We start from the raw sequence: 22,188 nt of genomic DNA, 5'->3' as shown, positions 1-22,188 counted from the left end.
TCGTCCCTTAACTGGCTGGAGCGGTGGTGGTATCAGGCGTGGCGACCACGATTGCTCCCGGTCTGACTTTCTGTAACCCGCTGACAATAACGCGGTCACCGTTTTTCAGCCCTTCTGTTACCAGCCAGCGATCGCCAATTGCCTGTGGGGCGACGACGGTACGTGCCTCAACCTGGTTTTTATCATTCACCACCATAACGGTTGCATCGCCTCGTGGCGTACGCGTCACACCCTGCTGTGGAACCAGGATCGCATCCGGCTGCGTGCCTTCATCAATGCGGGCACGAACGAACATGCCGGGTAACAGCAGATGTTGCGGATTCGGGAAAATGGCGCGCAGGGTTATCGAGCCGGTACTCTCATCGACCGTGACGTCAGAGAACTGCAAAGTGCCTTTCAGTGGGTAGGGCTGCCCATTCTCCATCAGCAGCTCAACGGTACTGGCGGACTCGCCTTTTTGCAGACTCGTCTGTTTCAGACGCATAAACTCATTACTGGACTGGGTGACATCGACATAAATCGGATCAAGCTGCTGGACCGTTGCCAGGGCTGTGGCTTGTCCGTTGGTGACGAGAGCCCCTTCGGTTACGCTGGATTTACCGATGCGGCCATCGACAGGAGACGTAACTTTGGTGTACGCAAGGTTAATACGCGCGCTTTCAACACCGGCTTTGGCAGCAACGACGCTGGCGTCTGCCTGCTGAGCCGTTGCTACAGCCTGGTCATACTCCTGCTTGCTGACATACTGTGTGCCCACCAGTGGGAGATAACGTTTCACGGTCAGGTGCGCAATATTGGCTGCCGCCTGGGCCTTCGCCAGCTCGCCTCTCGCGCTGTCATAGGCTGCCTGATAGGTCGCGGGATCAATCTGATAAAGTGACTCACCCGCTTTAACATCACTCCCTTCCGTGAAGTTGCGACGCAGGATGATGCCGCTAACCTGAGGACGAACCTCCGCAACCCGAAATGCATCGGTTCTGCCCGGGAGTTCAGTGGTAACAGCCAGAGGCGCGCTTTTCACGATATGCACGCTGACCTGAGGTGCCTGCGGGGGTTGTTGTTGTTTTTCCTGACCATCGCATCCAGTGAGCAGTACCGCGCAGACAATGAAACCGGATAAGGGTAAGCGTCTGAAATGATTCGTCATTACTGTTCCTTTAAATACCCATTAACCGATATATGTCATGAACCGGTAGTTGGGGCAGAGGGATAAAAAATAAAATGTAGCTGCGTATAATAATGAAGGTATTTAATGTTTTTTAATTTATAAGTGCGAATGAGCTGGCCTGAAGACAAAATCAGAATCGGGCCTGAGGTTTACGGTAATATACGTCTGGCATAATTATCAGATAAACAGCGTTTAAGGTTATTCATTCATTCAGGTCATGAATTTAATTTGCTTAATGTATTTGTATTAATGATAAATTATGTGCGTTGACTTTTTTTGTGCAAAATGAAAAAGGAATTTGGTGAATACTTTCATTTTTATGAACGCAGCAATATCTATAAACCTTGTGTATAACGAGTAGTCGTCTATGGCGCGTAAAAAGAAAGAAGAGGCTCAACAGACCCGACAGCAGCTGATTGAGGCGGCTATCGGACAGTTTGCATCACGTGGCGTAGCCAATACGACGCTGACGGACATCGCGGATGCCGCCAGGGTGACGCGCGGCGCGATCTACTGGCACTTCACCAGTAAATCTGAAATTTTTAATGCCATCTGAGAACAGCAATTACCGCTTCGCGATATTATTCGCGACCGGCTTTCCCTTTCCGAAAGTGACGATCCGTTGTTAATGCTTCGTGAGCAGTTTATTACAGCATTGCAGTATATTGCCCATGAGCCGCGGCAATGTGCGCTTTTACAAATTCTGTATCATAAGTGTGAATTTAGCAGCGATATGATTTCAGAAAGTGAAATCAGAAAGCGTATTGGGTTCAATGATGACGCGTTACGTGTCACGCTGGAGGGCTGTATTTCACGGGGGATTATTTCACCCAGGATGAATGTGGACCTCACCTTGATCGTATTTCACGGTTTTTTTAGCGGAATCATTAAAAACTGGTTAATGAATAACGACAGTTTTAATCTCTATCAGCAGGCGCCCGCCCTTGTCGATAGCATTCTGGCGACACTCCCGATTGTTCGCGTATCGCCTCATGATGATTACAGCTCCGCGCCAGGTAACATTTCTCCCCGGGCACAAAGTGCCTCTACGGTCTGTGCGCTGACAGGTTTACCTAACAGATAACCCTGAAGGGTGTTACAGCCAAGCTTGGTCAAAAAGTTTTGCTGTGCTTCGGTTTCCACCCCTTCCGCCACGACTTTCAGGTTAAGTGTTTTTGCGAGGGCCACAATCGCCGAAACAATGGTGGCATCCTCGCTCTCACCGCTTAACTCTTTCACAAATGCCCTGTCGATCTTGAGTTCGCAGGCCGGCAAGCGCTTGAGATAAAGAAGGCTTGAATATCCGGTGCCAAAATCATCAATCGAGGCCTTCACGCCTGCATCCGTCAGCTCTGTCAGCACCCGGACACTTTCATCCGGGTTGCTCATTGCCGTGGTCTCCGTCACTTCCAGGATCAACATTTCCGGTGGTACATGATGACGCGCCAGACAGTCGAGAACCGTTTTAACCAGCGAAGGTTGTTCGAACTGCAACGTTGACAGGTTGACCGCCATTGACCAGCTTTGATGCCCCTGAAGATGCCATTCCCGCAGCTGGCGGCAGGCTTCATTAATGACCCAGTTGCCAATGGGGATGATCAGCCCCGTTTTTTCCGCCAGCGGCAGGAAGAGATCCGGAGTCAGTAATCCCTGCTTTGGATGTTGCCAGCGTAATAACGCCTCAAAGCCGAGTACTGGACCTGCGGGAGCGTGAAATTTTGGCTGATACAGCAGGCGCAGCTCATGGCGATCGATCGCCATCCACAGATCGTTCATTAGCTGAAGATGGGTCTGCGCCAGGGTATTCATGGAGGGCTGGAAAAAGTGGTAACCGTTCCGGCCCATATGCTTCGTGTGATACATCGCGGCATCGGCATTAAACATCAGCTCACGCTCGGTTTTGCCGTCGTGAGGATAAAGTGCGATGCCAATACTGAGGGTCACCACCAGTTCATAGGGGTCGAGATTGAACGGGCTATCGATGGCATGCACCAGCGAATTTGCTAGCGAGGCCGCATCGTCGGGACCTTCACCCTCTGCCAGCAGAACAAACTCATCACCGCCGATACGTGCAAGGGTGAACTGGCCTTTCAGGAGAAGCAGCAGACGCTGCGTGACGGCGACCAGCAGCCTGTCGCCGACATCATGGCCGTAGGCATCATTGACGGCTTTAAAACCGTCGAGATCCATGAACATCAGCGCAAAACGGGTGCCTTCCCGATCGGCTTTGCTGATGGCCTGATCGAGTCTGTCTTCCAGAAGAATACGGTTGGGCAGCCGCGTCAGGGTATCATGCAGGGCCAGTTGTGCGAGTTCCCGGTTCGCTTCTGCAAGCGATGAGGCCAGAAGGGCGGTGCGTGCCTGGAGACGGGCATCCAGCATCGACACCAGCAGGGTGATCCCAAGAATAGAGAGCGCGACGACGCTGACCAGCACCGCCAGCCAGCTCCCGTTTATACCGTCATGATGAACCATGGTGGACATCGGGAACTGCGCGGCTTTCATCCCGGCGTAGTGCATACCGGCAATGGCAATCCCCATGGTGATGGCGGCACCCATGCGCATCAGTACGACCTGCGCGGCTTCGTGGCGCAGGCGGAAGGTTAGCCAGAGTGCCGCGAGTGAAGCGGCAAGGGCAATCATAACCGAAATGGCGACCCAGAGCTTATCCCAGATAATCCCGGGCATCACTTCCAGCGCCGCCATGCCGGTGTAATGCATGGCAACAATACCGCCACCCATCACCAGCGCGCCTGGCAGCAGACGGCGCAAGCGCAATTGTTCGCCGCTGACAAGCCACAGTGCAAACAGTGACGATCCCACAGCGATAACCATGGATAACACCGTCAGGGTGGCGTTGTAGCTCATGCTCATGGAGAGGTCCATCGCCAGCATGCCAATAAAATGCATGGCCCACACGCCAATGCCCATTGCAATGCCCCCGCCAGCCAGCCAGACGCGTGCGGCGACGCCCTGACTCCCGGCGACACGTGCAGCCATATTCAGGGCGGTATACGCCGCAAGGATGGCAACAACAAAGGAGAGGACGACAAGGATTGAGTTGTATTGGCTAACCAGCATGGTCGGTTCTACTCGAGTGTGAAGTTACGCCAGAGCGGTTGAGAAGGGCGAGACATTATCACCGTAAGGTAACGGCTCAAAGGGATTTAAATCCCCGTTTTTACTGGGTAATAGCAGGGTGGTTTGCGCAATCGGGCGGTCAGTCGAGTTCTGAGCAGTTCACCAACTTGAGCGGATTCACGGAGTTCATATTGCGACACTTATCGGTTTCGGTGCTCATCAGTTCAATCCACTGCATCAGCAGTGTATCGAAAATGAAAACGGAGATTGCAAAGACAACCAGCCACCAGTATTTACGAATCATTGTGTCATTCCGCGAGAAGAGCGCCAGTAGGGTGGGTGAAATATACACGAAAAACCGAGCTTTAAAAGCGGGATAAACGAAGGTTTACACAGCGTTGACGGAGAAGAGAAAGTAATAAAAAAGGCGCATCCCCATGCCAGGTAGCGCCTTTTTAAACAAGCATTTGCTAACCGAAATTAGTTCATGCCGTATTTTTTCAGTTTCTTACGCAGAGTACCACGGTTGATACCCATCATCAGCGCAGCGCGGGTTTGGTTACCGCGGGTGTATTGCATCACCATGTCCAACAGTGGCTGTTCAACTTCAGCCAGTACCAGCTCATACAGGTCATTAACATCCTGACCATTCAGTTGAGCAAAATAGTTCTTCAGTGCCTGTTTAACCGAGTCACGCAGGGGCTTTTGAGTTACCTGGTCCTGAGAGTTAACGGTAGAAACGGTCAGTACGTCAGAATTTACGCGTTGTTCGAACATAGTTCTGTCAGCTCTTTATTTCATTACGCAAGATTTTCGAAGTATGCCTCCAACGCCTCCAGCTGTACGCTGGCATCCTCTATGGCGTTGAATGTGCGCCGAAACTGGTCATCTGGAGCATGCTCCTGGAGATACCAGGAGACGTGTTTACGCGCAATTCGGTACCCTTTTGCCTGACCATAAAAGTCATGCAATTCCCGAACATGCGAACAAAGCAAGCGCTTAACCTCTGCCAGTGGCAGGGGGGCAAGCAGCTCCCCAGTGTCCAGATAATGCTGGATTTCCCGGAAGATCCAGGGTCTTCCCTGAGCGGCACGTCCTATCATCAGAGCATCAGCTCCCGTATAGTCGAGCACAGCTCTGGCTTTAAGCGGGTCAGTTATGTCGCCATTCGCGATAATCGGAATGGAAACTTTCTGCTTAACTGCCCGAATGCTGTCGTATTCAGCTTCACCGTTGAACAAACAGGCGCGAGTGCGTCCATGAATGGTCAGGGCCTGAATGCCACAGTCTTCGGCCTGTTGGGCAATTTCTACACAGTTACGGTGTTCCGGCGACCAACCCGTGCGAATCTTCAACGTAACAGGAACGTCCACTGCGCTGACAACCGCCGTCAGGATAGATTTCACCTGGTCGGGGTATTGCAGAAGGGCTGAACCTGCAAGCTTGCGATTCACCTTTTTGGCCGGGCACCCCATATTGATATCAATAATCTGGGCACCACTTTCCACGTTAATCCGCGCGGCATCTGCCATCTCTTCAGGCACGCTTCCGGCAATTTGCACGGTGCGGATACCTGGTTCATCAATGTGCACCATCCGAAGGCGGGATTTATCGCTTTCCCAGACCTGCGGGTTAGACGACATCATCTCGGATACGGTTAAACCGGCTCCCATCTCATAACACAGCGTCCTGAACGGCCGGTCTGTTATACCTGCCATTGGGGCTGCGATCAGGCGATTTCTAAGCTGGTGGTGTCCGATGCGCATGAGTTAAGAAATGACCATACTGTGACTGCAAGGCGGCGTATATTACGCATTTTTTGCACGAGATGAAAGGCCAAACTTTGAACAATCCACTGTTATAGATCATGGAATCGCCGCTCTGTCTTTCTGTTCAAAATTATTCACTATTTAAATCATTATGTTAGGTGGGGGTGGTTATTTTATGGACGCTTACAATTTACCGTAACTTCTCGTCATTTCTGAATAAAAGCGTCACTGAAGCGGGATATTCTGCTGTTTTTAGCAGCAGTTTATCCCGCTTCTTTGCGATCTGCGTCGCATTTTAGAAGATGATCGTATTGCGAGAAATGCCTCTTATTCGACCACTACACGTCCATGCAGAGACTGTACCGGACGGTTATTATCGTGATGCATGGTATGGGTAAACTTATCGAGCTGTTCTGCGGAGACTGTCATCGGGTGCTTAAGCACAATCCAGGTGACGCCTTCTGAACACGGAGGCGTGGTCAGTGAACCGCTAAAGCGGAAGTACGTTTTATCTTCCGGCAGCAGCGTGTTCAGGTTGAGATCTCCTTTGATGGAGACGTTCTGCTCGGCCAACTGAGGCATCACGCTCCACAGCTTTTCAAGCTCCGGGTTTGCGGCGCCTTTATCGAACATCACCGCAACCACCGTCAGCTCCCCTGCGGCATTTTTATGAACCAGGTGCATTTCCATTGCATATTTCTTGCCGTGAACGGTGTTTTCGCTCGGAGAGTGGAAATGGAACTGTTGTAACGTCCAGGTTTGCTTATCCAGCGTGATCGTATCGCGGGTGTCAGCCGGTTCACTTGCCTGAATGGTGTGGCCATTGTTCGTCAGCGTCACGGGGCCATCAATGTAGTGCGTTTGGAGCGGGGAGAGATGGGCGTCCAGGGTCGAATCAATATTAATCGGCGACTGGTTCATTCCTTTCTGACAGGTCTTGTATGCCTCGTCCAATTCGCCCCAGTGTTCCGGTGATTCCTTCCCTTCGTAGCCCCAGTGTGATGCGAATGCTGAAGCCGTAACCATGCTCAGCGCCAGCAGCGCTGCCTTGCCTGTAATGTGTTTCATCATATTCTTCCGGTGAATTTTTGTAATACAAATCAACATGATTTGTGTGGATATTTTACCGGAGAATGAGTAGAGGAATGAAGCCGATCGGCAGGGAAAGCGGCGTGGTCAGATGACCACGCCAAAAGCTTATTTTTTACGGCCGGTGATACGGCACCACTCTTCTTTTTCCACCACCGGGTCGAGAGTGAAGAGATCGGCATAGGCTTCGCATACGCTGTCAGCCTGGCTTGCCAGAATGCCGGAGAGCCCCAGCAGACCGCCCTCAACGGGCAGCACGCTGATTAACGGCGCCAGCTCGCGCAGTGGACCCGCCAGAATGTTTGCGACTACCACATCGGCTTTCATGGCGTCTGGTTGCGCGTCCGGGAGATACAGCTCCAGACGATCGGAGACGCCGTTGCGCTCAGCATTATCGCGGCTGGCCTGAATCGCCTGTGGATCGATATCGATCCCGATGGCTTTTGCCGCGCCCAGTTTCAGTGCGGCAATGGCGAGGATCCCGGATCCGCACCCGAAGTCGATCACTGTCTTACCGTCAAGATCCAGGCCATCCAGCCACTGCAGGCACAGGGACGTAGTTGGATGGGTGCCTGTACCAAACGCCAGGCCCGGATCGAGCATCACGTTAACGGCGTTTTCATCAGGGACTTCACGCCAGCTCGGACAGATCCACAGACGTTTGCCGAACTGCATGGGGTGGAAGTTATCCATCCACTCGCGTTCCCAGTCTTTGTCTTCCAGCTGTTCGATTTTGTGAGCAAAGCCCGCGCCCAGCAGCGGATGGTTTTCCAGAATGGCGACCACTTCTTTCATGTCAGTTTCGGCATCAAACAGGCCAATAACGTCGGTGTCGCCCCACAGGCGGGTTTCGCCCGGCAGTGGCTCAAAGACCGGCGTGTCATGCGTGTCCTGGAAGGTGATAGAGACCGAACCGGCCTCCATCAGCGCATCGCTCAGTTCCTCGGCGTTAGCGCCGGTTGTGTTCAGTTTTAGTTGGATCCACGGCATGGCAAAACTCTTTATTTATCAGTAGAAATCACAGGTTGTGGGACGGGCTGACCAAAACGGTTCCCCACCACAAACGCCAGTAAACTTAGCAGTAACGAAGGCACAATCGGATGGAAGCCCAGGTACTGAATTTTAAACGTTGCGAGAACGGCATACAGCACACCGCCGACAATCATGCCGCTCAAAGCGCCCGCAGCATTCGCCCGTTCCCAGTAGAGCCCTAACACCAGCGGCCAGAGGAAAACGGCTTCGAGGCCGCCAAACGCCAGCAGATTCAGCCAGATGATCATCTCCGGCGGACGCCATGCGGCAAGCAGCAACAGCGCGCCTAATACCAGCGTAATTACGGCAGACATGCGCTTTAAGCGTCGTTCGTTTTCCATCTGCTCAGGACGCAAATTCAGATAGAGATCTTTGATAATCGTAGCGGAACTTTGCAGCAGCTGAGCGTTGATGGTCGACATAATGGCAGCCATCGGCGCGGCAAGGAAAATCCCGGCAGCAAACGGTGGCAGCACTTTCACCATCAGGGTTGGGATCACCAGATCGGGCACGGTGAGGTCCGGAATCACGGCCCGTCCTAATGCTCCTGCCAGATGCATTCCCAGCATCAGTATTGCCACCACAATGGTCCCGATAATAATCCCGCGGTGGACCGCTTTACTGTCCTTATATGAGATACAGCGTACGGCAGTATGCGGCAGACCAATAACCCCGAAGCAGACCAGCACCCAGAACGAGGTCATAAAGGTTGGCGAAAGGATGTCATCTGCGCCCTCCGGAGCGACCAGTTTCGGGTCAATCGCTTCAAGGGTTTCCACAGCGTGGCTCAGCCCACCTGCTGCATGGACAACCCCCACCAGCAGCACGATGGTTCCGATGAGCATCACCATGCCCTGCATGGTGTCGTTCAGCACGCTGGCGCGGAATCCACCAAACGCCGTATAGAGCGCGATACTGATGCCGAAGATAAGCAGGCCCGTTTCGTACGGGATCCCTGCTGCGGTCTCCAGCAGACGGGCTCCGCCGATAAACTGCACCGTCATTGCGCCAATAAAGGCGACCAGCAGGCTCAGACTTGCCAGCCATACCAATAAACGGCTGCGGTAACGGGCAAACAGCATGTCGTTCAGCGTCACGGCGTTATAGCGACGCGCCAGGATGGCAAACTTCTTGCCGAGTATCCCCAGAGAGAGCCAGACGGCCGGAAGCTGGATCATCGCCAGCAGCACCCAGCCTAATCCGTATTTGTAGGCGGCACCGGGACCGCCTATAAACGAACTGGCACTGATATAGGTGGCTGTCAGCGTCATCGCTAAAACAATGCCCCCCATCGAACGGCTGCCGAGGAAGTATTCGTTCAGAAAGGTGCCGGTGCTCCTTTTACGCATGGCATACACGGACAAGCCAAATACGACCAGTAAGTAAGCGATCAGAGGCAGAATGACTTCAAGCTGCATCGTCGTCCTCCAGGGGAATATCGCGATAAATGAACTTCACCATTGCCCAGCAAAGGAGGATGAAGATCAGCGGTACGAGCAGGCAGGCCATTTCAAACCAGTGCGGCAGGCCGGTAATACCGATACTGGAGTCAGGTAAGTAAGCGGTTACTAACCATGCGGCAAGATAGAGAAGGGTCAGCCACAGCGCCCAGCGCGCTTCTTTATGGGCCTGAACAAAACGTTTGTCCATTGTTTGTCCCTTGTGGATGAAGAAAGCGGGGATTGTACATGATGAGGCTTTCCTGGCCCCAGAAATAAAAAAGGCCGGAAATCCGGCCTTTTTGCAACGCTGCTTTATTACTTCTCGTTCAGACCGAGTTTTTTCTCCAGATAGTGGATGTTGGTACCACCATTCTGGAAGTGCTCATCGCTCATGATACGCATCTGCAGATCAACGTTGGTTTTGATACCGTCGATGATCAGTTCCTGCAGGGCGTTCTTCATGCGGGCAATCGCCACGTCACGGTTTTCACCGTAGCAGATAAGCTTGCCGATCATCGAGTCATAGTACGGCGGTACAGTGTAACCGGCGTAGATATGAGACTCCCAACGCACACCAAAGCCACCCGGCGCGTGGAAACGCGTGATTTTACCCGGGCTTGGCAGGAAGGTGTTCGGGTCTTCGGCGTTGATACGGCACTCGACCGCATGGCCTTTCACCACAACTTCTTCCTGCTTGATGGACAGCGGCTGGCCGGCAGCAATACGCAGTTGCTCTTTAATCAGGTCAACGCCGGTGATCATTTCGGTAACCGGATGTTCAACCTGAATACGGGTGTTCATCTCAATGAAGTAGAACTCGCCGTTTTCGAACAGGAACTCGAAGGTACCCGCACCGCGATAGCCGATATCGACACACGCTTTGGCGCAACGCTCGCCGATGTAGCGACGCAGTTCCGGGGTGATGCCCGGTGCCGGTGCTTCTTCGACCACTTTCTGGTGACGACGCTGCATGGAGCAGTCACGTTCTGCCAGATAGATAGCGTTACCCTGACCGTCTGCCAGCACCTGAATTTCGATGTGGCGTGGGTTTTCCAGGTATTTTTCCATGTATACCATGTCATTGCTGAACGCGGCTTTCGCTTCAGCTTTGGTCATGGAGATGGACTGCGCCAGTTCAGCATCGCTGCGCACAACGCGCATACCGCGACCGCCGCCGCCGCCGGACGCTTTGATAATAACCGGGTAGCCAATGCGTTTCGCATGAGCACGGTTAGCATCCATGTCGTCGGTCAGAGGGCCGTCAGAGCCTGGAACAGTTGGAACACCGGCTTTCTTCATCGCGGTGATCGCGGACACTTTGTCGCCCATCAGGCGGATGGTGTCAGCTTTCGGACCGATGAAGATAAAGCCAGAGCGTTCAACCTGCTCAGCAAAGTTGGCGTTCTCAGAGAGGAAGCCGTAACCCGGATGAATTGCCACCGCGCCGGTGATTTCAGCGGCGCTGATGATAGCCGGGATATTCAGATAGCTTTTTACGGACGGAGCCGGGCCAATACAGACCGTCTCATCCGCCAGCAATACGTGTTTTAAATCGCGATCCGCGCTTGAGTGCACAGCGACGGTCTTGATGCCCAGCTCTTTACAGGCACGAAGAATACGCAGTGCGATCTCGCCGCGGTTGGCGATAACAATTTTATCCAGCATGTTCGCCTCGTTACTCGATGACGACCAGCGGCTCGTCAAATTCAACCGGCTGACCACTTTCGACCAGAATCGCTTTCACAGTACCTGATTTGTCTGCTTCGATCTGGTTCATCATTTTCATCGCTTCAACGATGCACAGGGTATCGCCTACGTTGACTTTCTGACCCACTTCGATGAACGCCTTCGCGTCCGGGCTCGGGGTGCGGTAGAAAGTACCAACCATTGGGGAACGTACGATGTGACCACTGATTTCTGCTGCAGCGGCAGGTGCGGCTTCAGTTGCTGCTGGTGCAACGGCTGCGGAGAGCGCAGGCTGCTGCACTGGCGCAGCATAAGCCTGCTGCATTACCGGGAAGCTAGCGGCCGGGGCTGCACGGCTGATGCGTACAGACTCTTCGCCTTCAGAAATTTCCAGTTCGGAGATGCCTGATTCTTCAACCAGCTCGATCAGTTTTTTAATCTTACGAATATCCATGAGTGGGTTCCGTACTCTTGTTTAGTGTGATTGTGACAAGCGTTTTACCGCTGTCTGTAAAGCGTATGAATAACCGTCAGCGCCCAGTCCGCAGATAACGCCAGCGGCGATATCCGACAGATACGAATGGTGGCGGAACGGCTCTCGGGCGTGCACGTTACTGAGGTGGATCTCGATAAACGGGATACTCACCGCCAGCAGTGCGTCGCGGATAGCAACACTGGTGTGCGTAAACGCGGCCGGATTGATCAGGATATAGTCCACATTGTCTTTAGCCTGATGAATACGGTCGATGAGTGCGTACTCCGCATTTGACTGAAAATGGTCCAAATCCACATTCAGTGACGCTGCTTCCGTACCCAGACGGTTAACAATTTCACTCAATGTCAGCGTTCCGTACTTCTCTGGCTCGCGGATGCCGAGCATGTTGAGGTTCGGTCCGTTTAAAACTAAGATCTGGAATTTATCAGCCATTGTGCCGCTATCTCCTGCGAATCTCGGGTAAAAAACAAAATATACCTTCAACGCGCGATTGTCACCTAATCAGAGTCCGAAAACTCCGTCAGGGAAACCAAAGTCGCACATTATAACGATTTCGTAGCATTTGGCAGCTAAATACTGGTCTTATCAGGGAAGATTATCAACCGCTATCCGAAAAAGATTTGCGGTTGACGGGGAATCTGCGGGAAAACGCACAGTTTCGCGAACTATCGCAACCACTGGCGGAACTTCTTGTAACGCCATGCTAAAAGCACTGCGGCCGCCAGTGCGTACAGAACGGGCTGAGGCGAGAGGATCTTCACTGACCACAGGTAGTGAATAGGAGCGAGGATCGCGACAAGATAGACGAAGTTGTGCAGCAGCTGCCAGCGCCTGCCCAGTTTACGCTGCGCATATTGCGTGGAGGTCAGCGCTAACGCCAGTAAAATCACCCAGCTCACAATACCCAGCGTCAGATAAGGACGTGTCACCAGCTCGCGGCCCAGCAGCGCCAGATTGTTAATTCCCAGTTCCAGCAGCGCATAGCTGGTAAGGTGCAGCGTCGCCCAGGCAAAACACCATAGCCCCAAAAGCCGACGGGTGCGAATCAATAATGGTTGTTTAGCGTAGCGTGCCAGCGGCGTCACGAGCAAGGTGGCCAGCAAAAATTTCAGCGCCATCCGACCTGTAAAATGCTGGATATCCTTGGCCGGGTCGGCGCTAAAGAGGCCCTGGCTGGCGGCCCAGAACAGCCAGATAAAAGGAAGTAACCCGGCCAGGTGCAGCAGCACTTTCAGCCAGGTAATCTGCTTTGCCGTTAAACGCACTTAGAAATTCTCCCGTAAGTTCAGCCCACGATAGAGAGACGCCACCTCATCGGCATAGCCGTTAAACAGCAGCGTCGGCTGCCGCTTCACGTCCAGCGCACCGCCGGAACCGATAAAACGCTCGGTTGCCTGCGACCAGCGCGGGTGATCCACATGCGGATTCACATTCGCGAAGAACCCGTATTCGTCCGGCGCGGCCAGGTTCCAGGTGGTTGGCGGACGTTCGCGGGTCAGCTTAATGCTGACGATCGATTTAATTCCTTTGAAGCCATATTTCCACGGCACGGTTAAACGGACAGGGGCGCCGTTCTGCGGGGGAAGCGCTTTGCCATAAACGCCGACGGTCAGCAGGGTCAGAGGGTGCATCGCTTCGTCAAGACGTAATCCTTCTACATAGGGATAGTCCAGTCCACCACCGATAAACCGGTCTTTCTGCCCTGGCATCTCATCCGGCGCGTAACGCGTCTGGAAAGCGACATATTTTGCGTTGCTGGTGGGCTCAACCATTGCCAGTAATTTATGCAGCGGGAAGCCGACCCAGGGCACCACCATCGACCAGGCTTCCACACAGCGCATACGATAGATGCGCTCCTCTAACGGGAAACGGGTGGTGAGGTCGTGATGGTCCAGGGTCAGGGGTTTGGCCACTTCGCCATCGATCTTCAACGTCCACGGATCGGTTTTGAGGCTTCCAGCGTTGGCGGCAGGATCGGCTTTGTCGAGGCCAAATTCGTAGAAGTTATTGTAGCCAGTGACTTTATCTTCCGGCGTGAGCGTCAGTTTGTTTTGCCACTCGGCAGGTTTCGTAAAGGTGAGCGGGGCGCCGGAAGGGGCCTTAGGCCGATCGTTGCCTTTAAACCAGTCGAGCAGGTCGGCGTGTGCCGCCGGCGAAAGGGTGAGCGCGGTGGCGCTGATGCCAAGCATTTTCAGGATCTGGCGGCGCTGTAACATAAAGACAGACTCGGACGTTACGTCGGCTTCCGTCAGTTTTCGATTTTTCATGGCATCCTCCGTCATGCGTTTTTCTAAGCATGACGGAGGAGAGAGATTCGCGCGAATATGTCACGAAAATTTGAAGATTAGGCGATTTTCACCAGCGCGCGACCGTGGAACTGATTTGCCATGATCTTGCTGGCATACTCCGGCGTCTGGTCGAGTGTGATTTCCGTAGCGCTCTGGGTATAGAAGGATTCTGGCAGATCGCGCACCAGCCGTTCCCAGGCTTCCTGACGACGGGCGGATGGTGTCATAACGGAATCGACACCCTGCAGGCGTACGTTACGCAGAATAAAGGGCATCACGGTGGTTGGCAGGGCAAAGCCCCCCGCCAGTCCGCAGGCGGCAACGCAGCCGCCGTAGTTCATTTGTGCCAGCACTTTTGCCAGCATCTTATCACCAACGGTATCCACCGCACCTGCCCAGACCTGTTTTTCCAGTGGGCGGGTTTCGGCAAACTCGTCGCGACCAAGAATACGGCTGGCACCGAGCTGGCGCAGATAGTCGTGCATGCTTTCGCGACCCGAAACTGCAGCGACCTGATAGCCCAGCGTGTGCAGCAGCGTGACGGCCGTACTGCCCACGCCGCCGCTGGCACCGGTGACGACAATTTCACCCGACTCAGGGCGGATGCCGGCATCTTCCAGCGCCATCACGCACAGCATGGCGGTAAAGCCTGCGGTGCCGATGATCATCGCTTTACGGCCATCCATACCTTTCGGCACCGGCACCAGCCAGTCGCCCTTCACCCGCGCCTGCGTGGCCAGCCCGCCCCAGTGATTTTCACCGACGCCCCACCCGGTGAGCAACACCTGCTGGCCGGTATGGAATCGCGGATCTTCGCTGTTACGAACCCGGCCCGCGAAATCAATCCCGGGAACCATCGGGAAATTTCGGATAATTTTACCTTTGCCGGTAATGGCCAGCGCATCCTTGTAATTCAGACTGGACCAGTCGATGTCGACAGTGACGTCGCCTTCAGGCAGTCGGCTCTCTTCAATGGCCTGCACCGAAGCAACGGTTTTGCCGTCCTGCTGTTCTAAGATCAAAGCCTGCATACAGGATCCTCACTATTCTGATGATTGGAAAATTTGTCCTGAAGACTATACTCGCTCATTGAAACGCGATGCCGATTTAACGCAATAAATTGCCAGATACACCCGATTTGGTAGTATGCCGCATTTGAAATGCAAGTTAGCGCTTACTCGCTACCCCATCAACCCACGGAGTAATCTCAAGGATGCGATTAACGACGAAGTTCTCAGCTTTTATAACCTTGCTGACGGGACTTACCATTTTTGTCACCCTTCTGGGTTGCTCTTTAAGCTTTTATAACGCCATTCAGGACAAACTGGTCAACCGGGTACAGTCTGTCGCATCGGTGATTGATACGCGTCTGGTGACGACGTCGTTACCGGTGCTGTCCCGTGAACTTGATGAGTTAATGGTCCCTGTCGATATTGTGCAGATCGACATTCAACAGGGAAAGCATCGCGTATTAAGCCATGAACGGCAGGGTGGTTATCGGCCTGCGGGCGTGGTGAGCCAGTACCGGGAAGTGACGGTACATTCCCTTAAAAATCCAGGGATGACTATACACATGGTCTACCTCGATCCGATGGCCAGCTATTTCCGCTCCATGATGACCACTGCGCCGCTCACCGTCTCCGTGGTGTTTATTGTCATGCTGATCTTTCTCGCGGTCCGCTGGCTGCGGCGCCAGCTCTCTGGGCAGGAGCTACTGGAGCTCCGCTCGGTACGGATCCTCAACGGTGAACGCGGGCCGCAGGTGAGGGGCTCGGTCCATGAATGGCCTGCACGCGCCAGCAGCGCGCTGGATACGCTGCTCTCCGAAATCCAGTTTGCCAGCGATCAGCGTAGCCGTATGGACACGCTGATCCGCTCTTATGCCGCCCAGGATAATAAAACCGGCCTTAACAACCGTCTTTTCTTTGATAATCAGCTCGCCACGCTGCTCGACGATTCAGAAAAGGTAGGGACACACGGGGTGGTAATGATGATTCGACTGCCCGATTTCGATCTCCTGCGCGACACCTGGGGACAGCGGGCCGCGGAAGAGAATCTCTTCACGCTGATTAACCTGCTCTCCACCTTTATTATGCGCTACCCGGGCGCGTTACTGGCCCGCTATCACCGCAGCGACTTTGCCGTATTGCTGCCTCATCGCACGCTGAAGGAGTCGGAAAGCATTGCCAGCCAGCTGCTGAAGGCGGTGGATGCGCTACCGCAGAGCAAAATGCTCGACAGGGACGATATGGTGCACATGGGGATCTGCGCCTGGCGCGGTGGGCAATCGGCTGAACAGGTGATGGAATATGCCGAAGCCGCCACCCGCAACGCCGTGCTGCAGGGAGCGAACGGATGGGCAGTGTATGATGACTCGCTACCGGAAAAAGGGCGCGGCAATGTGCGCTGGCGAACGCTGATCGAGCAAATGCTTAGCCGCGGCGGACCACGTATTTATCAAAAACCCGCGGTCATGAAAAATGGCAATGTGCATCATCGCGAGTTGATGTGTCGTATTTTTGACGGTACGGAAGAGGTTATCTCAGCGGAATATCTGCCGATGGTGCTGCAATTTGGCCTCTCTGAAGAGTATGACCGCCAGCAAATTACCCGGCTGATTCCGTTTTTATCGTTCTGGCCTGAAGAAAACCTGGCGTTACAGGTCACCGTGGAGTCGTTAATACGCCCGCGGTTTCAGCGCTGGCTGCGTGATACCTTAATGCAATGCGAAAAATCGCAACGCAAACACATTATTTTTGAACTTGCAGAGGCGGATGTTGGTCAACACATCAGCCGGTTACGCCCGGTGGTACGTTTGATCAATGCGCTCGGCGCGCGTATAGCGGTGACGCAGGCCGGTTTAACGCTGGTGAGTACCAACTGGATCAAGGAGCTGGATGTGGAGTTATTAAAGCTACATCCAGGCCTGGTAAGGAATATTGAGAAGCGAACGGAAAACCAGCTGCTGGTACAGAGTCTGGTTGAAGCTTGCAAGGGAACGCGGACACAAGTCTTTGCCACGGGCGTGCGCTCCAGAAGCGAATGGCAGATGTTAACAGAGCGCGGCGTCATGGGTGGTCAGGGGGATTTTTTTGCTGCCTCTCAACCGCTTGACACCAACGTGAAAAAATATTTGCAAAGATACTCTGTTTGACCTGCCGTTTACGCTGTTTTCACGTAGAATATCGCGCCTGTAGCTTTGAGTATGTCGAGCAAATAGCCAGTGAACGACCTTTAACGGGTTACAAATGTCAGTGGGGAACGCTACTGTTTACTCAGCCCTGAGGGAGTCAGGGGATGAATTTGTAACATCAGGAAACGTACTGCACAAATTTTCACCGTTGCAGATGATTTTTGCGCCTTGTCGCTGCTGCGTGTGGTTGGTAAAGTAAGCGGATTTTGTTTTCCGCCCCAGCTTTCAGGATTATCCCTTAGTATGTTGAAAAAATTTCGTGGCATGTTTTCCAATGACCTGTCCATTGACCTGGGTACCGCGAATACCCTTATTTATGTAAAAGGACAAGGCATCGTATTGAATGAGCCTTCTGTTGTGGCCATTCGTCAGGATCGTGCAGGCTCGCCGAAAAGCGTCGCTGCAGTGGGTCATGACGCGAAGCAGATGCTGGGTCGTACCCCTGGCAACATCGCCGCCATTCGCCCAATGAAAGACGGCGTTATCGCCGACTTCTTCGTGACTGAAAAAATGCTTCAGCACTTCATCAAGCAGGTTCACAGCAACAGCTTCATGCGTCCAAGCCCGCGTGTTCTGGTATGTGTGCCGGTTGGCGCAACCCAGGTAGAACGTCGCGCAATCCGTGAATCTGCCCAGGGTGCAGGTGCACGTGAAGTGTTCCTGATTGAAGAGCCAATGGCGGCGGCAATCGGTGCAGGTCTGCCTGTTTCTGAAGCCACCGGTTCGATGGTGGTGGATATCGGTGGCGGTACCACTGAAGTGGCCGTTATCTCTCTGAACGGCGTGGTCTACTCCTCTTCCGTACGTATCGGTGGTGACCGCTTCGATGAAGCCATCATTAATTACGTGCGCCGTAACTACGGCTCTCTGATCGGTGAAGCGACCGCAGAGCGTATCAAACACGAAATCGGCTCTGCGTATCCGGGCGATGAAGTGCGTGAGATCGAAGTGCGTGGCCGTAACCTGGCTGAAGGTGTTCCACGCGGTTTTACCCTGAACTCCAACGAAATTCTGGAAGCACTGCAGGAACCACTGACGGGCATCGTGAGCGCAGTAATGGTTGCGCTGGAACAGTGCCCACCAGAACTGGCGTCCGATATCTCCGAGCGCGGTATGGTTCTGACCGGTGGTGGTGCGCTGCTGCGTAACCTCGACCGCCTGTTAATGGAAGAGACAGGTATTCCTGTCGTAGTTGCAGAAGATCCACTGACTTGCGTCGCCCGTGGTGGTGGCAAGGCGCTGGAAATGATCGACATGCACGGCGGCGATTTGTTCAGCGAAGAGTAGTCGAGTTTGAGAGGGTAGCAATTTGCTACCCTTTCTCTCTGACGCGAGAATACGCATAGCCTATGAAGCCAATTTTTAGCCGTGGCCCATCGCTACAGTTTCGCCTTATTCTGGCGGTTCTGGTTGCGCTTGGGGTCATTATTGCCGATAGCCGCCTCGGTACGTTCAGCCAGATCAGAACGTACATGGATACCGCCGTCAGTCCTTTCTACTTTGTATCAAATGGTCCCCGTGAACTCCTCGACTCCGTTTCACAAACGCTGTCTTCGCGTGACCAACTCGAACTCGAAAACCGGGCATTACGCCAGGAACTGCTGCTGAAAAACAGCGAACTGCTGATGCTGGGGCAATACAAGCAGGAAAACGCGCGTCTGCGTGAGCTCCTCGGCTCGCCGCTGCGTCAGGATGAGCAGAAAATGGTCACGCAGGTGATCTCCACCGTGAACGACCCTTACAGCGATCAGGTTGTGATCGACAAAGGGAGCGTAAACGGCGTGTATGAAGGCCAGCCTGTTATCAGCGATAAAGGCGTGGTGGGCCAGGTGGTCGCCGTGGCCAAGCTGACCAGCCGCGTGCTGCTGATTTGTGATGCTACCCATGCGCTGCCGATCCAGGTTCTGCGTAACGACATTCGCGTGATCGCGGCCGGTAACGGCTGTACCGATGACCTGCAGCTGGAACACCTGCCTGCCAACACGGATATCCGTGTTGGTGACGTACTGGTGACCTCCGGTCTGGGTGGACGCTTCCCTGAGGGCTATCCGGTTGCGGTGGTCTCGTCAGTTAAGCTGGATACGCAACGGGCCTATACCGTGATCCAGGCGCGTCCAACCGCAGGTTTACAGCGTCTGCGCTATCTGCTGCTGTTGTGGGGTGCCGATCGGAATGGCGCTAACCCGATGACGCCTGAAGAGGTGCATCGTGTAGCGAATGAACGCCTGATGCAGATGATGCCGCAGGTTCTCCCGCCTGCGGATTCCATGGGGCCGCCTGCGCCCGTGCCAGCGCCGGCTACAGGGTTAACGCAGCCGCTGCCGGATGCGCCGCCACCGCCTAAACTCTCTTCGGGAGGGCAGTAGTGGCAAGTTATCGTAGCCAGGGACGCTGGGTCATCTGGCTCTCGTTTCTCATTGCACTGTTACTGCAGGTGATGCCCTGGCCGGATGAGATTCTCGTTTTCCGGCCAAACTGGGTATTGCTCATTCTGCTTTACTGGATCCTTGCCCTGCCGCATCGCGTAAATGTCGGCACAGGTTTTGTGATGGGTGCCATACTGGATCTCATTAGCGGCTCTACGCTTGGCGTGCGCGCCTTGTCCATGAGTATTATTGCGTACCTCGTCGCACTTAAATTCCAGCTCTTTCGTAACCTTGCGCTCTGGCAACAGGCTCTGGTCGTGATGTTATTGTCGCTCGCTGCGGATATCGTTGTTTTCTGGGCAGAGTTTTTAGTGATCAACGTCTCTTTCCGACCGGAAGTGTTCTGGAGTAGTGTAGTAAACGGTGTGCTCTGGCCATGGCTGTTCCTGCTGATGCGTAAGGTTCGCCAGCAGTTTGCTGTGCAATAAAAGGTTTCTATGACGTCTTTGTATCTCGCTTCCGGCTCCCCGCGCCGCCAGGAACTCCTGACGCAGTTAGGGGTATCTTTTGAACGCATCGTGACCGGCATTGAAGAAAAACGTGCCGAGGGCGAAAGTGCTCAACAGTACGTGTCGCGCCTGGCGCGCGAGAAAGCGCAGGCTGGCGTCGCCAGTGTACCGCGCGATCTTCCCGTGCTGGGAGCAGATACCATCGTTATCCTTAATGGTGAAGTGCTTGAGAAACCCTGCGACGCCGATCATGCGGCGCGCATGTTGCGCAAAATGTCCGGACAAACGCATCAGGTGATGACGGCGGTCGCGCTGGCTGACAGTCAGCACGTGCTGGATTGCCTGGTGGTGACGGATGTGACATTCAGAGTACTTACCGACGACGAGATCGCCGCTTATATCGCCAGCGGTGAACCGATGGATAAGGCAGGTGCATACGGTATTCAGGGGCTGGGTGGCTGTTTTGTCAGGAAGATTAATGGCAGCTATCACGCCGTAGTCGGCTTACCGCTGGTGGAAACGTATGAGTTGCTGAGCAATTTTAACTCACTGCGTGAGGGAAGGGATAATTATGACGGCTGAATTGTTGGTAAACGTAACGCCATCGGAAACCCGTGTGGCCTACATTGATGGTGGCATTCTTCAGGAAATTCATATTGAGCGTGAAGCGCGGCGCGGAATAGTAGGCAATATCTACAAAGGTCGTGTCAGTCGTGTACTACCGGGTATGCAGGCGGCTTTTGTAGATATTGGACTGGATAAGGCGGCATTTTTACATGCCTCCGATATTATGCCGCACACCGAGTGCGTCGCTGGCGAAGAGCAAAAGCAGTTTGCCGTGCGCGATATTTCTGAGCTGGTGCGTCAGGGACAGGATCTGATGGTGCAGGTGGTGAAAGATCCCCTCGGCACTAAAGGTGCCCGTCTGACCACCGACATCACCTTACCTTCCCGTTATCTGGTCTTTATGCCTGGCGCGTCGCACGTGGGCGTTTCGCAGCGTATTGAGAGCGAAAGCGAGCGTGAGCGCCTTAAAAAAGTGGTCAGCGCGTACTGCGATGAACAGGGCGGATTTATCATCCGTACCGCCGCGGAAGGGATCAGCGAAGAAGACCTGGCGTCCGACGCGGCGTACCTCAAGCGCGTCTGGACCAAAGTGATGGAGCGTAAAAAACGCAACCAGACCCGCTGCCAGCTCTATGGTGAGCTGGCTCTTGCTCAGCGTGTTCTCCGTGACTTTGCCGATGCTCAGCTTGACCGCATTCGCGTGGACTCTCGCCTGACTTACGAAGCGCTGCTGGAATTTACCGCCGAGTACATTCCGGAGATGCCCGGCCTGCTGGAGCATTACACGGGGCGTCAGCCGATCTTCGATCTGTATGATGTCGAAAACGAGATCCAGCGTGCGCTGGAGCGTAAGGTCGAGCTGAAATCTGGCGGGTACCTGATCATCGATCAGACCGAGGCGATGACCACCGTCGATATCAATACCGGCGCGTTTGTCGGCCATCGCAACCTGGATGACACCATCTTTAACACCAACATCGAAGCCACGCAGGCCATTGCGCGCCAGCTTCGTCTGCGTAATCTGGGCGGCATTATCATCATCGACTTTATCGATATGAGTAATGAAGACCATCGCCGCCGCGTGCTGCACTCGCTTGAGCAGGCGCTGAGTAAGGATCGCGTGAAGACCAGCATCAACGGGTTCTCACAGCTGGGGCTGGTGGAAATGACGCGTAAGCGTACCCGTGAAAGCGTGGAGCATGTGCTGTGTAATGAATGCCCAACCTGCCATGGACGCGGAACGGTAAAGACGGTTGAGACCGTCTGCTACGAAATTATGCGTGAAATCGTCCGCGTTCATCATGCCTACGACTCCGATCGTTTTCTGGTCTATGCTTCCCCTGCGGTGGCTGAAGCGCTGAAAGGCGAAGAGTCACACGCGCTGGCGGAGGTGGAAATTTTTGTCGGCAAACAGGTAAAAGTACAAATTGAACCGCTCTATAACCAGGAGCAGTTCGACGTCGTGATGATGTAAGACGCAGTTCGCTGTGTGACCAAAGCTG

At 53.9% G+C, this 22,188-nt stretch carries 21 protein-coding genes and 1 pseudogene; 7 read left to right on the top strand and 15 right to left on the bottom strand.

Going from position 1 to position 22,188, the window contains the following annotated elements; translation table 11 throughout:
* Positions 1 to 7: 7 nt before the first annotated feature.
* Positions 8 to 1,147 carry an efflux RND transporter periplasmic adaptor subunit gene (locus C5687_RS06575; protein ID WP_104556621.1) on the bottom strand — a complete coding sequence of 380 codons (1,140 nt, stop codon included), beginning with the start codon at positions 1,145 to 1,147 and terminating at the stop codon, positions 8 to 10.
* A 388-nt stretch (positions 1,148 to 1,535) separates the two neighbouring features.
* Here C5687_RS06575 and envR point away from each other — a divergent pair.
* A pseudogene (envR, locus tag C5687_RS06570) lies at positions 1,536 to 2,252 on the top strand (acrEF/envCD operon transcriptional regulator).
* Here envR and C5687_RS06565 read toward each other — a convergent pair.
* From C5687_RS06565 to acuI, 14 genes are all read right to left on the bottom strand, one after another.
* Positions 2,168 to 4,249 (bottom strand): putative bifunctional diguanylate cyclase/phosphodiesterase, encoded by a 2,082-nt coding sequence (locus C5687_RS06565; protein ID WP_104556620.1) that lies wholly within the window; start codon positions 4,247 to 4,249, stop codon positions 2,168 to 2,170. The pseudogene envR and the gene C5687_RS06565 overlap by 85 nt on opposite strands.
* A gap of 139 nt (positions 4,250 to 4,388) precedes the next feature.
* Positions 4,389 to 4,553: a DUF2556 family protein gene (locus tag C5687_RS06560; RefSeq protein ID WP_025756647.1), complete on the bottom strand. Its 165-nt coding sequence runs from the start codon at positions 4,551 to 4,553 to the stop codon at positions 4,389 to 4,391.
* 176 nt (positions 4,554 to 4,729) lie between these two features.
* Positions 4,730 to 5,026 (bottom strand): DNA-binding transcriptional regulator Fis, encoded by a 297-nt coding sequence (fis, locus tag C5687_RS06555; protein WP_000462905.1) that lies wholly within the window; start codon positions 5,024 to 5,026, stop codon positions 4,730 to 4,732.
* A 23-nt stretch (positions 5,027 to 5,049) separates the two neighbouring features.
* On the bottom strand, positions 5,050 to 6,015 hold the full coding sequence (gene dusB, locus C5687_RS06550) for a tRNA dihydrouridine synthase DusB (RefSeq protein ID WP_104556619.1): 966 nt from the start codon (positions 6,013 to 6,015) through the stop codon (positions 5,050 to 5,052).
* 330 nt (positions 6,016 to 6,345) lie between these two features.
* A complete protein-coding gene (locus C5687_RS06545) occupies positions 6,346 to 7,086 on the bottom strand; it encodes a carbonic anhydrase (RefSeq protein ID WP_025756649.1) in 741 nt (246 codons plus the stop codon).
* Positions 7,087 to 7,215: 129 nt separating this feature from the next.
* Positions 7,216 to 8,097: a 50S ribosomal protein L11 methyltransferase gene (prmA, locus tag C5687_RS06540; RefSeq protein ID WP_025756650.1), complete on the bottom strand. Its 882-nt coding sequence runs from the start codon at positions 8,095 to 8,097 to the stop codon at positions 7,216 to 7,218.
* A gap of 11 nt (positions 8,098 to 8,108) precedes the next feature.
* Positions 8,109 to 9,557 (bottom strand): sodium/pantothenate symporter, encoded by a 1,449-nt coding sequence (gene panF, locus C5687_RS06535; protein WP_104556618.1) that lies wholly within the window; start codon positions 9,555 to 9,557, stop codon positions 8,109 to 8,111.
* A complete protein-coding gene (locus C5687_RS06530) occupies positions 9,547 to 9,789 on the bottom strand; it encodes a YhdT family protein (protein ID WP_025756652.1) in 243 nt (80 codons plus the stop codon). Before C5687_RS06530 ends, panF begins: the two co-directional genes overlap by 11 nt.
* 107 nt (positions 9,790 to 9,896) lie before the next feature.
* On the bottom strand, positions 9,897 to 11,246 hold the full coding sequence (gene accC / locus C5687_RS06525) for an acetyl-CoA carboxylase biotin carboxylase subunit (RefSeq protein WP_003860388.1): 1,350 nt from the start codon (positions 11,244 to 11,246) through the stop codon (positions 9,897 to 9,899).
* A gap of 10 nt (positions 11,247 to 11,256) precedes the next feature.
* On the bottom strand, positions 11,257 to 11,721 hold the full coding sequence (gene accB / locus C5687_RS06520) for an acetyl-CoA carboxylase biotin carboxyl carrier protein (RefSeq protein WP_013098992.1): 465 nt from the start codon (positions 11,719 to 11,721) through the stop codon (positions 11,257 to 11,259).
* A 21-nt stretch (positions 11,722 to 11,742) separates the two neighbouring features.
* On the bottom strand, positions 11,743 to 12,195 hold the full coding sequence (gene aroQ, locus C5687_RS06510; RefSeq protein WP_104556617.1) for a type II 3-dehydroquinate dehydratase: 453 nt from the start codon (positions 12,193 to 12,195) through the stop codon (positions 11,743 to 11,745).
* A gap of 233 nt (positions 12,196 to 12,428) precedes the next feature.
* On the bottom strand, positions 12,429 to 13,028 hold the full coding sequence (gene msrQ, locus C5687_RS06505) for a protein-methionine-sulfoxide reductase heme-binding subunit MsrQ (RefSeq protein ID WP_025756654.1): 600 nt from the start codon (positions 13,026 to 13,028) through the stop codon (positions 12,429 to 12,431).
* Positions 13,029 to 14,030, bottom strand: coding sequence for a protein-methionine-sulfoxide reductase catalytic subunit MsrP (gene msrP, locus C5687_RS06500; protein ID WP_025756655.1), 1,002 nt, complete (start codon positions 14,028 to 14,030; stop codon positions 13,029 to 13,031).
* 77 nt (positions 14,031 to 14,107) lie between these two features.
* Positions 14,108 to 15,082 carry an acrylyl-CoA reductase (NADPH) gene (gene acuI / locus C5687_RS06495; protein WP_104556616.1) on the bottom strand — a complete coding sequence of 325 codons (975 nt, stop codon included), beginning with the start codon at positions 15,080 to 15,082 and terminating at the stop codon, positions 14,108 to 14,110.
* Positions 15,083 to 15,264: 182 nt separating this feature from the next.
* Between acuI and csrD the strand changes: the two genes are divergently transcribed.
* The 6 genes from csrD to rng all read left to right on the top strand — a co-directional run bounded on the left by csrD (position 15,265) and on the right by rng (position 22,160).
* Complete coding sequence (gene csrD, locus C5687_RS06490) at positions 15,265 to 17,205, top strand: RNase E specificity factor CsrD (RefSeq protein ID WP_104556615.1); 1,941 nt, start codon at positions 15,265 to 15,267, stop codon at positions 17,203 to 17,205.
* 282 nt (positions 17,206 to 17,487) lie between these two features.
* Complete coding sequence (mreB, locus tag C5687_RS06480; protein ID WP_000913396.1) at positions 17,488 to 18,531, top strand: rod shape-determining protein MreB; 1,044 nt, start codon at positions 17,488 to 17,490, stop codon at positions 18,529 to 18,531.
* A gap of 62 nt (positions 18,532 to 18,593) precedes the next feature.
* Positions 18,594 to 19,610: a rod shape-determining protein MreC gene (gene mreC, locus C5687_RS06475; protein ID WP_023309400.1), complete on the top strand. Its 1,017-nt coding sequence runs from the start codon at positions 18,594 to 18,596 to the stop codon at positions 19,608 to 19,610.
* Positions 19,610 to 20,098, top strand: coding sequence for a rod shape-determining protein MreD (mreD, locus tag C5687_RS06470; protein WP_025756658.1), 489 nt, complete (start codon positions 19,610 to 19,612; stop codon positions 20,096 to 20,098). Before mreC ends, mreD begins: the two co-directional genes overlap by 1 nt.
* 9 nt (positions 20,099 to 20,107) lie before the next feature.
* Positions 20,108 to 20,701, top strand: coding sequence for a Maf family protein (locus C5687_RS06465; protein WP_095441904.1), 594 nt, complete (start codon positions 20,108 to 20,110; stop codon positions 20,699 to 20,701).
* Positions 20,691 to 22,160, top strand: coding sequence for a ribonuclease G (rng, locus tag C5687_RS06460; protein ID WP_025756660.1), 1,470 nt, complete (start codon positions 20,691 to 20,693; stop codon positions 22,158 to 22,160). Before C5687_RS06465 ends, rng begins: the two co-directional genes overlap by 11 nt.
* Positions 22,161 to 22,188: the final 28 nt, after the last annotated feature.

The sequence above is a fragment of the Enterobacter sichuanensis genome (assembly GCF_002939185.1).
Classification (GTDB): domain Bacteria; phylum Pseudomonadota; class Gammaproteobacteria; order Enterobacterales; family Enterobacteriaceae; genus Enterobacter; species Enterobacter sichuanensis.
The sequence above is the reverse complement of the archived record's forward strand: the minus strand, read 5'-3'. Positions and strand labels throughout refer to the sequence as shown.

What these genes read in the sequence shown, in the direction of transcription:
- C5687_RS06575 (WP_104556621.1), bottom strand. Translation starts at nt 1,147, where the DNA reads ATGACGAATCATTTCAGACGCTTACCCTTATCCGGTTTCATTGTCTGC.
- C5687_RS06565 (WP_104556620.1), bottom strand. Translation starts at nt 4,249, where the DNA reads ATGCTGGTTAGCCAATACAACTCAATCCTTGTCGTCCTCTCCTTTGTT.
- C5687_RS06560 (WP_025756647.1), bottom strand. Translation starts at nt 4,553, where the DNA reads ATGATTCGTAAATACTGGTGGCTGGTTGTCTTTGCAATCTCCGTTTTC.
- fis (WP_000462905.1), bottom strand. Translation starts at nt 5,026, where the DNA reads ATGTTCGAACAACGCGTAAATTCTGACGTACTGACCGTTTCTACCGTT.
- dusB (WP_104556619.1), bottom strand. Translation starts at nt 6,015, where the DNA reads ATGCGCATCGGACACCACCAGCTTAGAAATCGCCTGATCGCAGCCCCA.
- C5687_RS06545 (WP_025756649.1), bottom strand. Translation starts at nt 7,086, where the DNA reads ATGAAACACATTACAGGCAAGGCAGCGCTGCTGGCGCTGAGCATGGTT.
- prmA (WP_025756650.1), bottom strand. Translation starts at nt 8,097, where the DNA reads ATGCCGTGGATCCAACTAAAACTGAACACAACCGGCGCTAACGCCGAG.
- panF (WP_104556618.1), bottom strand. Translation starts at nt 9,557, where the DNA reads ATGCAGCTTGAAGTCATTCTGCCTCTGATCGCTTACTTACTGGTCGTA.
- C5687_RS06530 (WP_025756652.1), bottom strand. Translation starts at nt 9,789, where the DNA reads ATGGACAAACGTTTTGTTCAGGCCCATAAAGAAGCGCGCTGGGCGCTG.
- accC (WP_003860388.1), bottom strand. Translation starts at nt 11,246, where the DNA reads ATGCTGGATAAAATTGTTATCGCCAACCGCGGCGAGATCGCACTGCGT.
- accB (WP_013098992.1), bottom strand. Translation starts at nt 11,721, where the DNA reads ATGGATATTCGTAAGATTAAAAAACTGATCGAGCTGGTTGAAGAATCA.
- aroQ (WP_104556617.1), bottom strand. Translation starts at nt 12,195, where the DNA reads ATGGCTGATAAATTCCAGATCTTAGTTTTAAACGGACCGAACCTCAAC.
- msrP (WP_025756655.1), bottom strand. Translation starts at nt 14,030, where the DNA reads ATGAAAAATCGAAAACTGACGGAAGCCGACGTAACGTCCGAGTCTGTC.
- acuI (WP_104556616.1), bottom strand. Translation starts at nt 15,082, where the DNA reads ATGCAGGCTTTGATCTTAGAACAGCAGGACGGCAAAACCGTTGCTTCG.
- csrD (WP_104556615.1), top strand. Translation starts at nt 15,265, where the DNA reads ATGCGATTAACGACGAAGTTCTCAGCTTTTATAACCTTGCTGACGGGA.
- mreB (WP_000913396.1), top strand. Translation starts at nt 17,488, where the DNA reads ATGTTGAAAAAATTTCGTGGCATGTTTTCCAATGACCTGTCCATTGAC.
- mreC (WP_023309400.1), top strand. Translation starts at nt 18,594, where the DNA reads ATGAAGCCAATTTTTAGCCGTGGCCCATCGCTACAGTTTCGCCTTATT.
- C5687_RS06465 (WP_095441904.1), top strand. Translation starts at nt 20,108, where the DNA reads ATGACGTCTTTGTATCTCGCTTCCGGCTCCCCGCGCCGCCAGGAACTC.
- rng (WP_025756660.1), top strand. Translation starts at nt 20,691, where the DNA reads ATGACGGCTGAATTGTTGGTAAACGTAACGCCATCGGAAACCCGTGTG.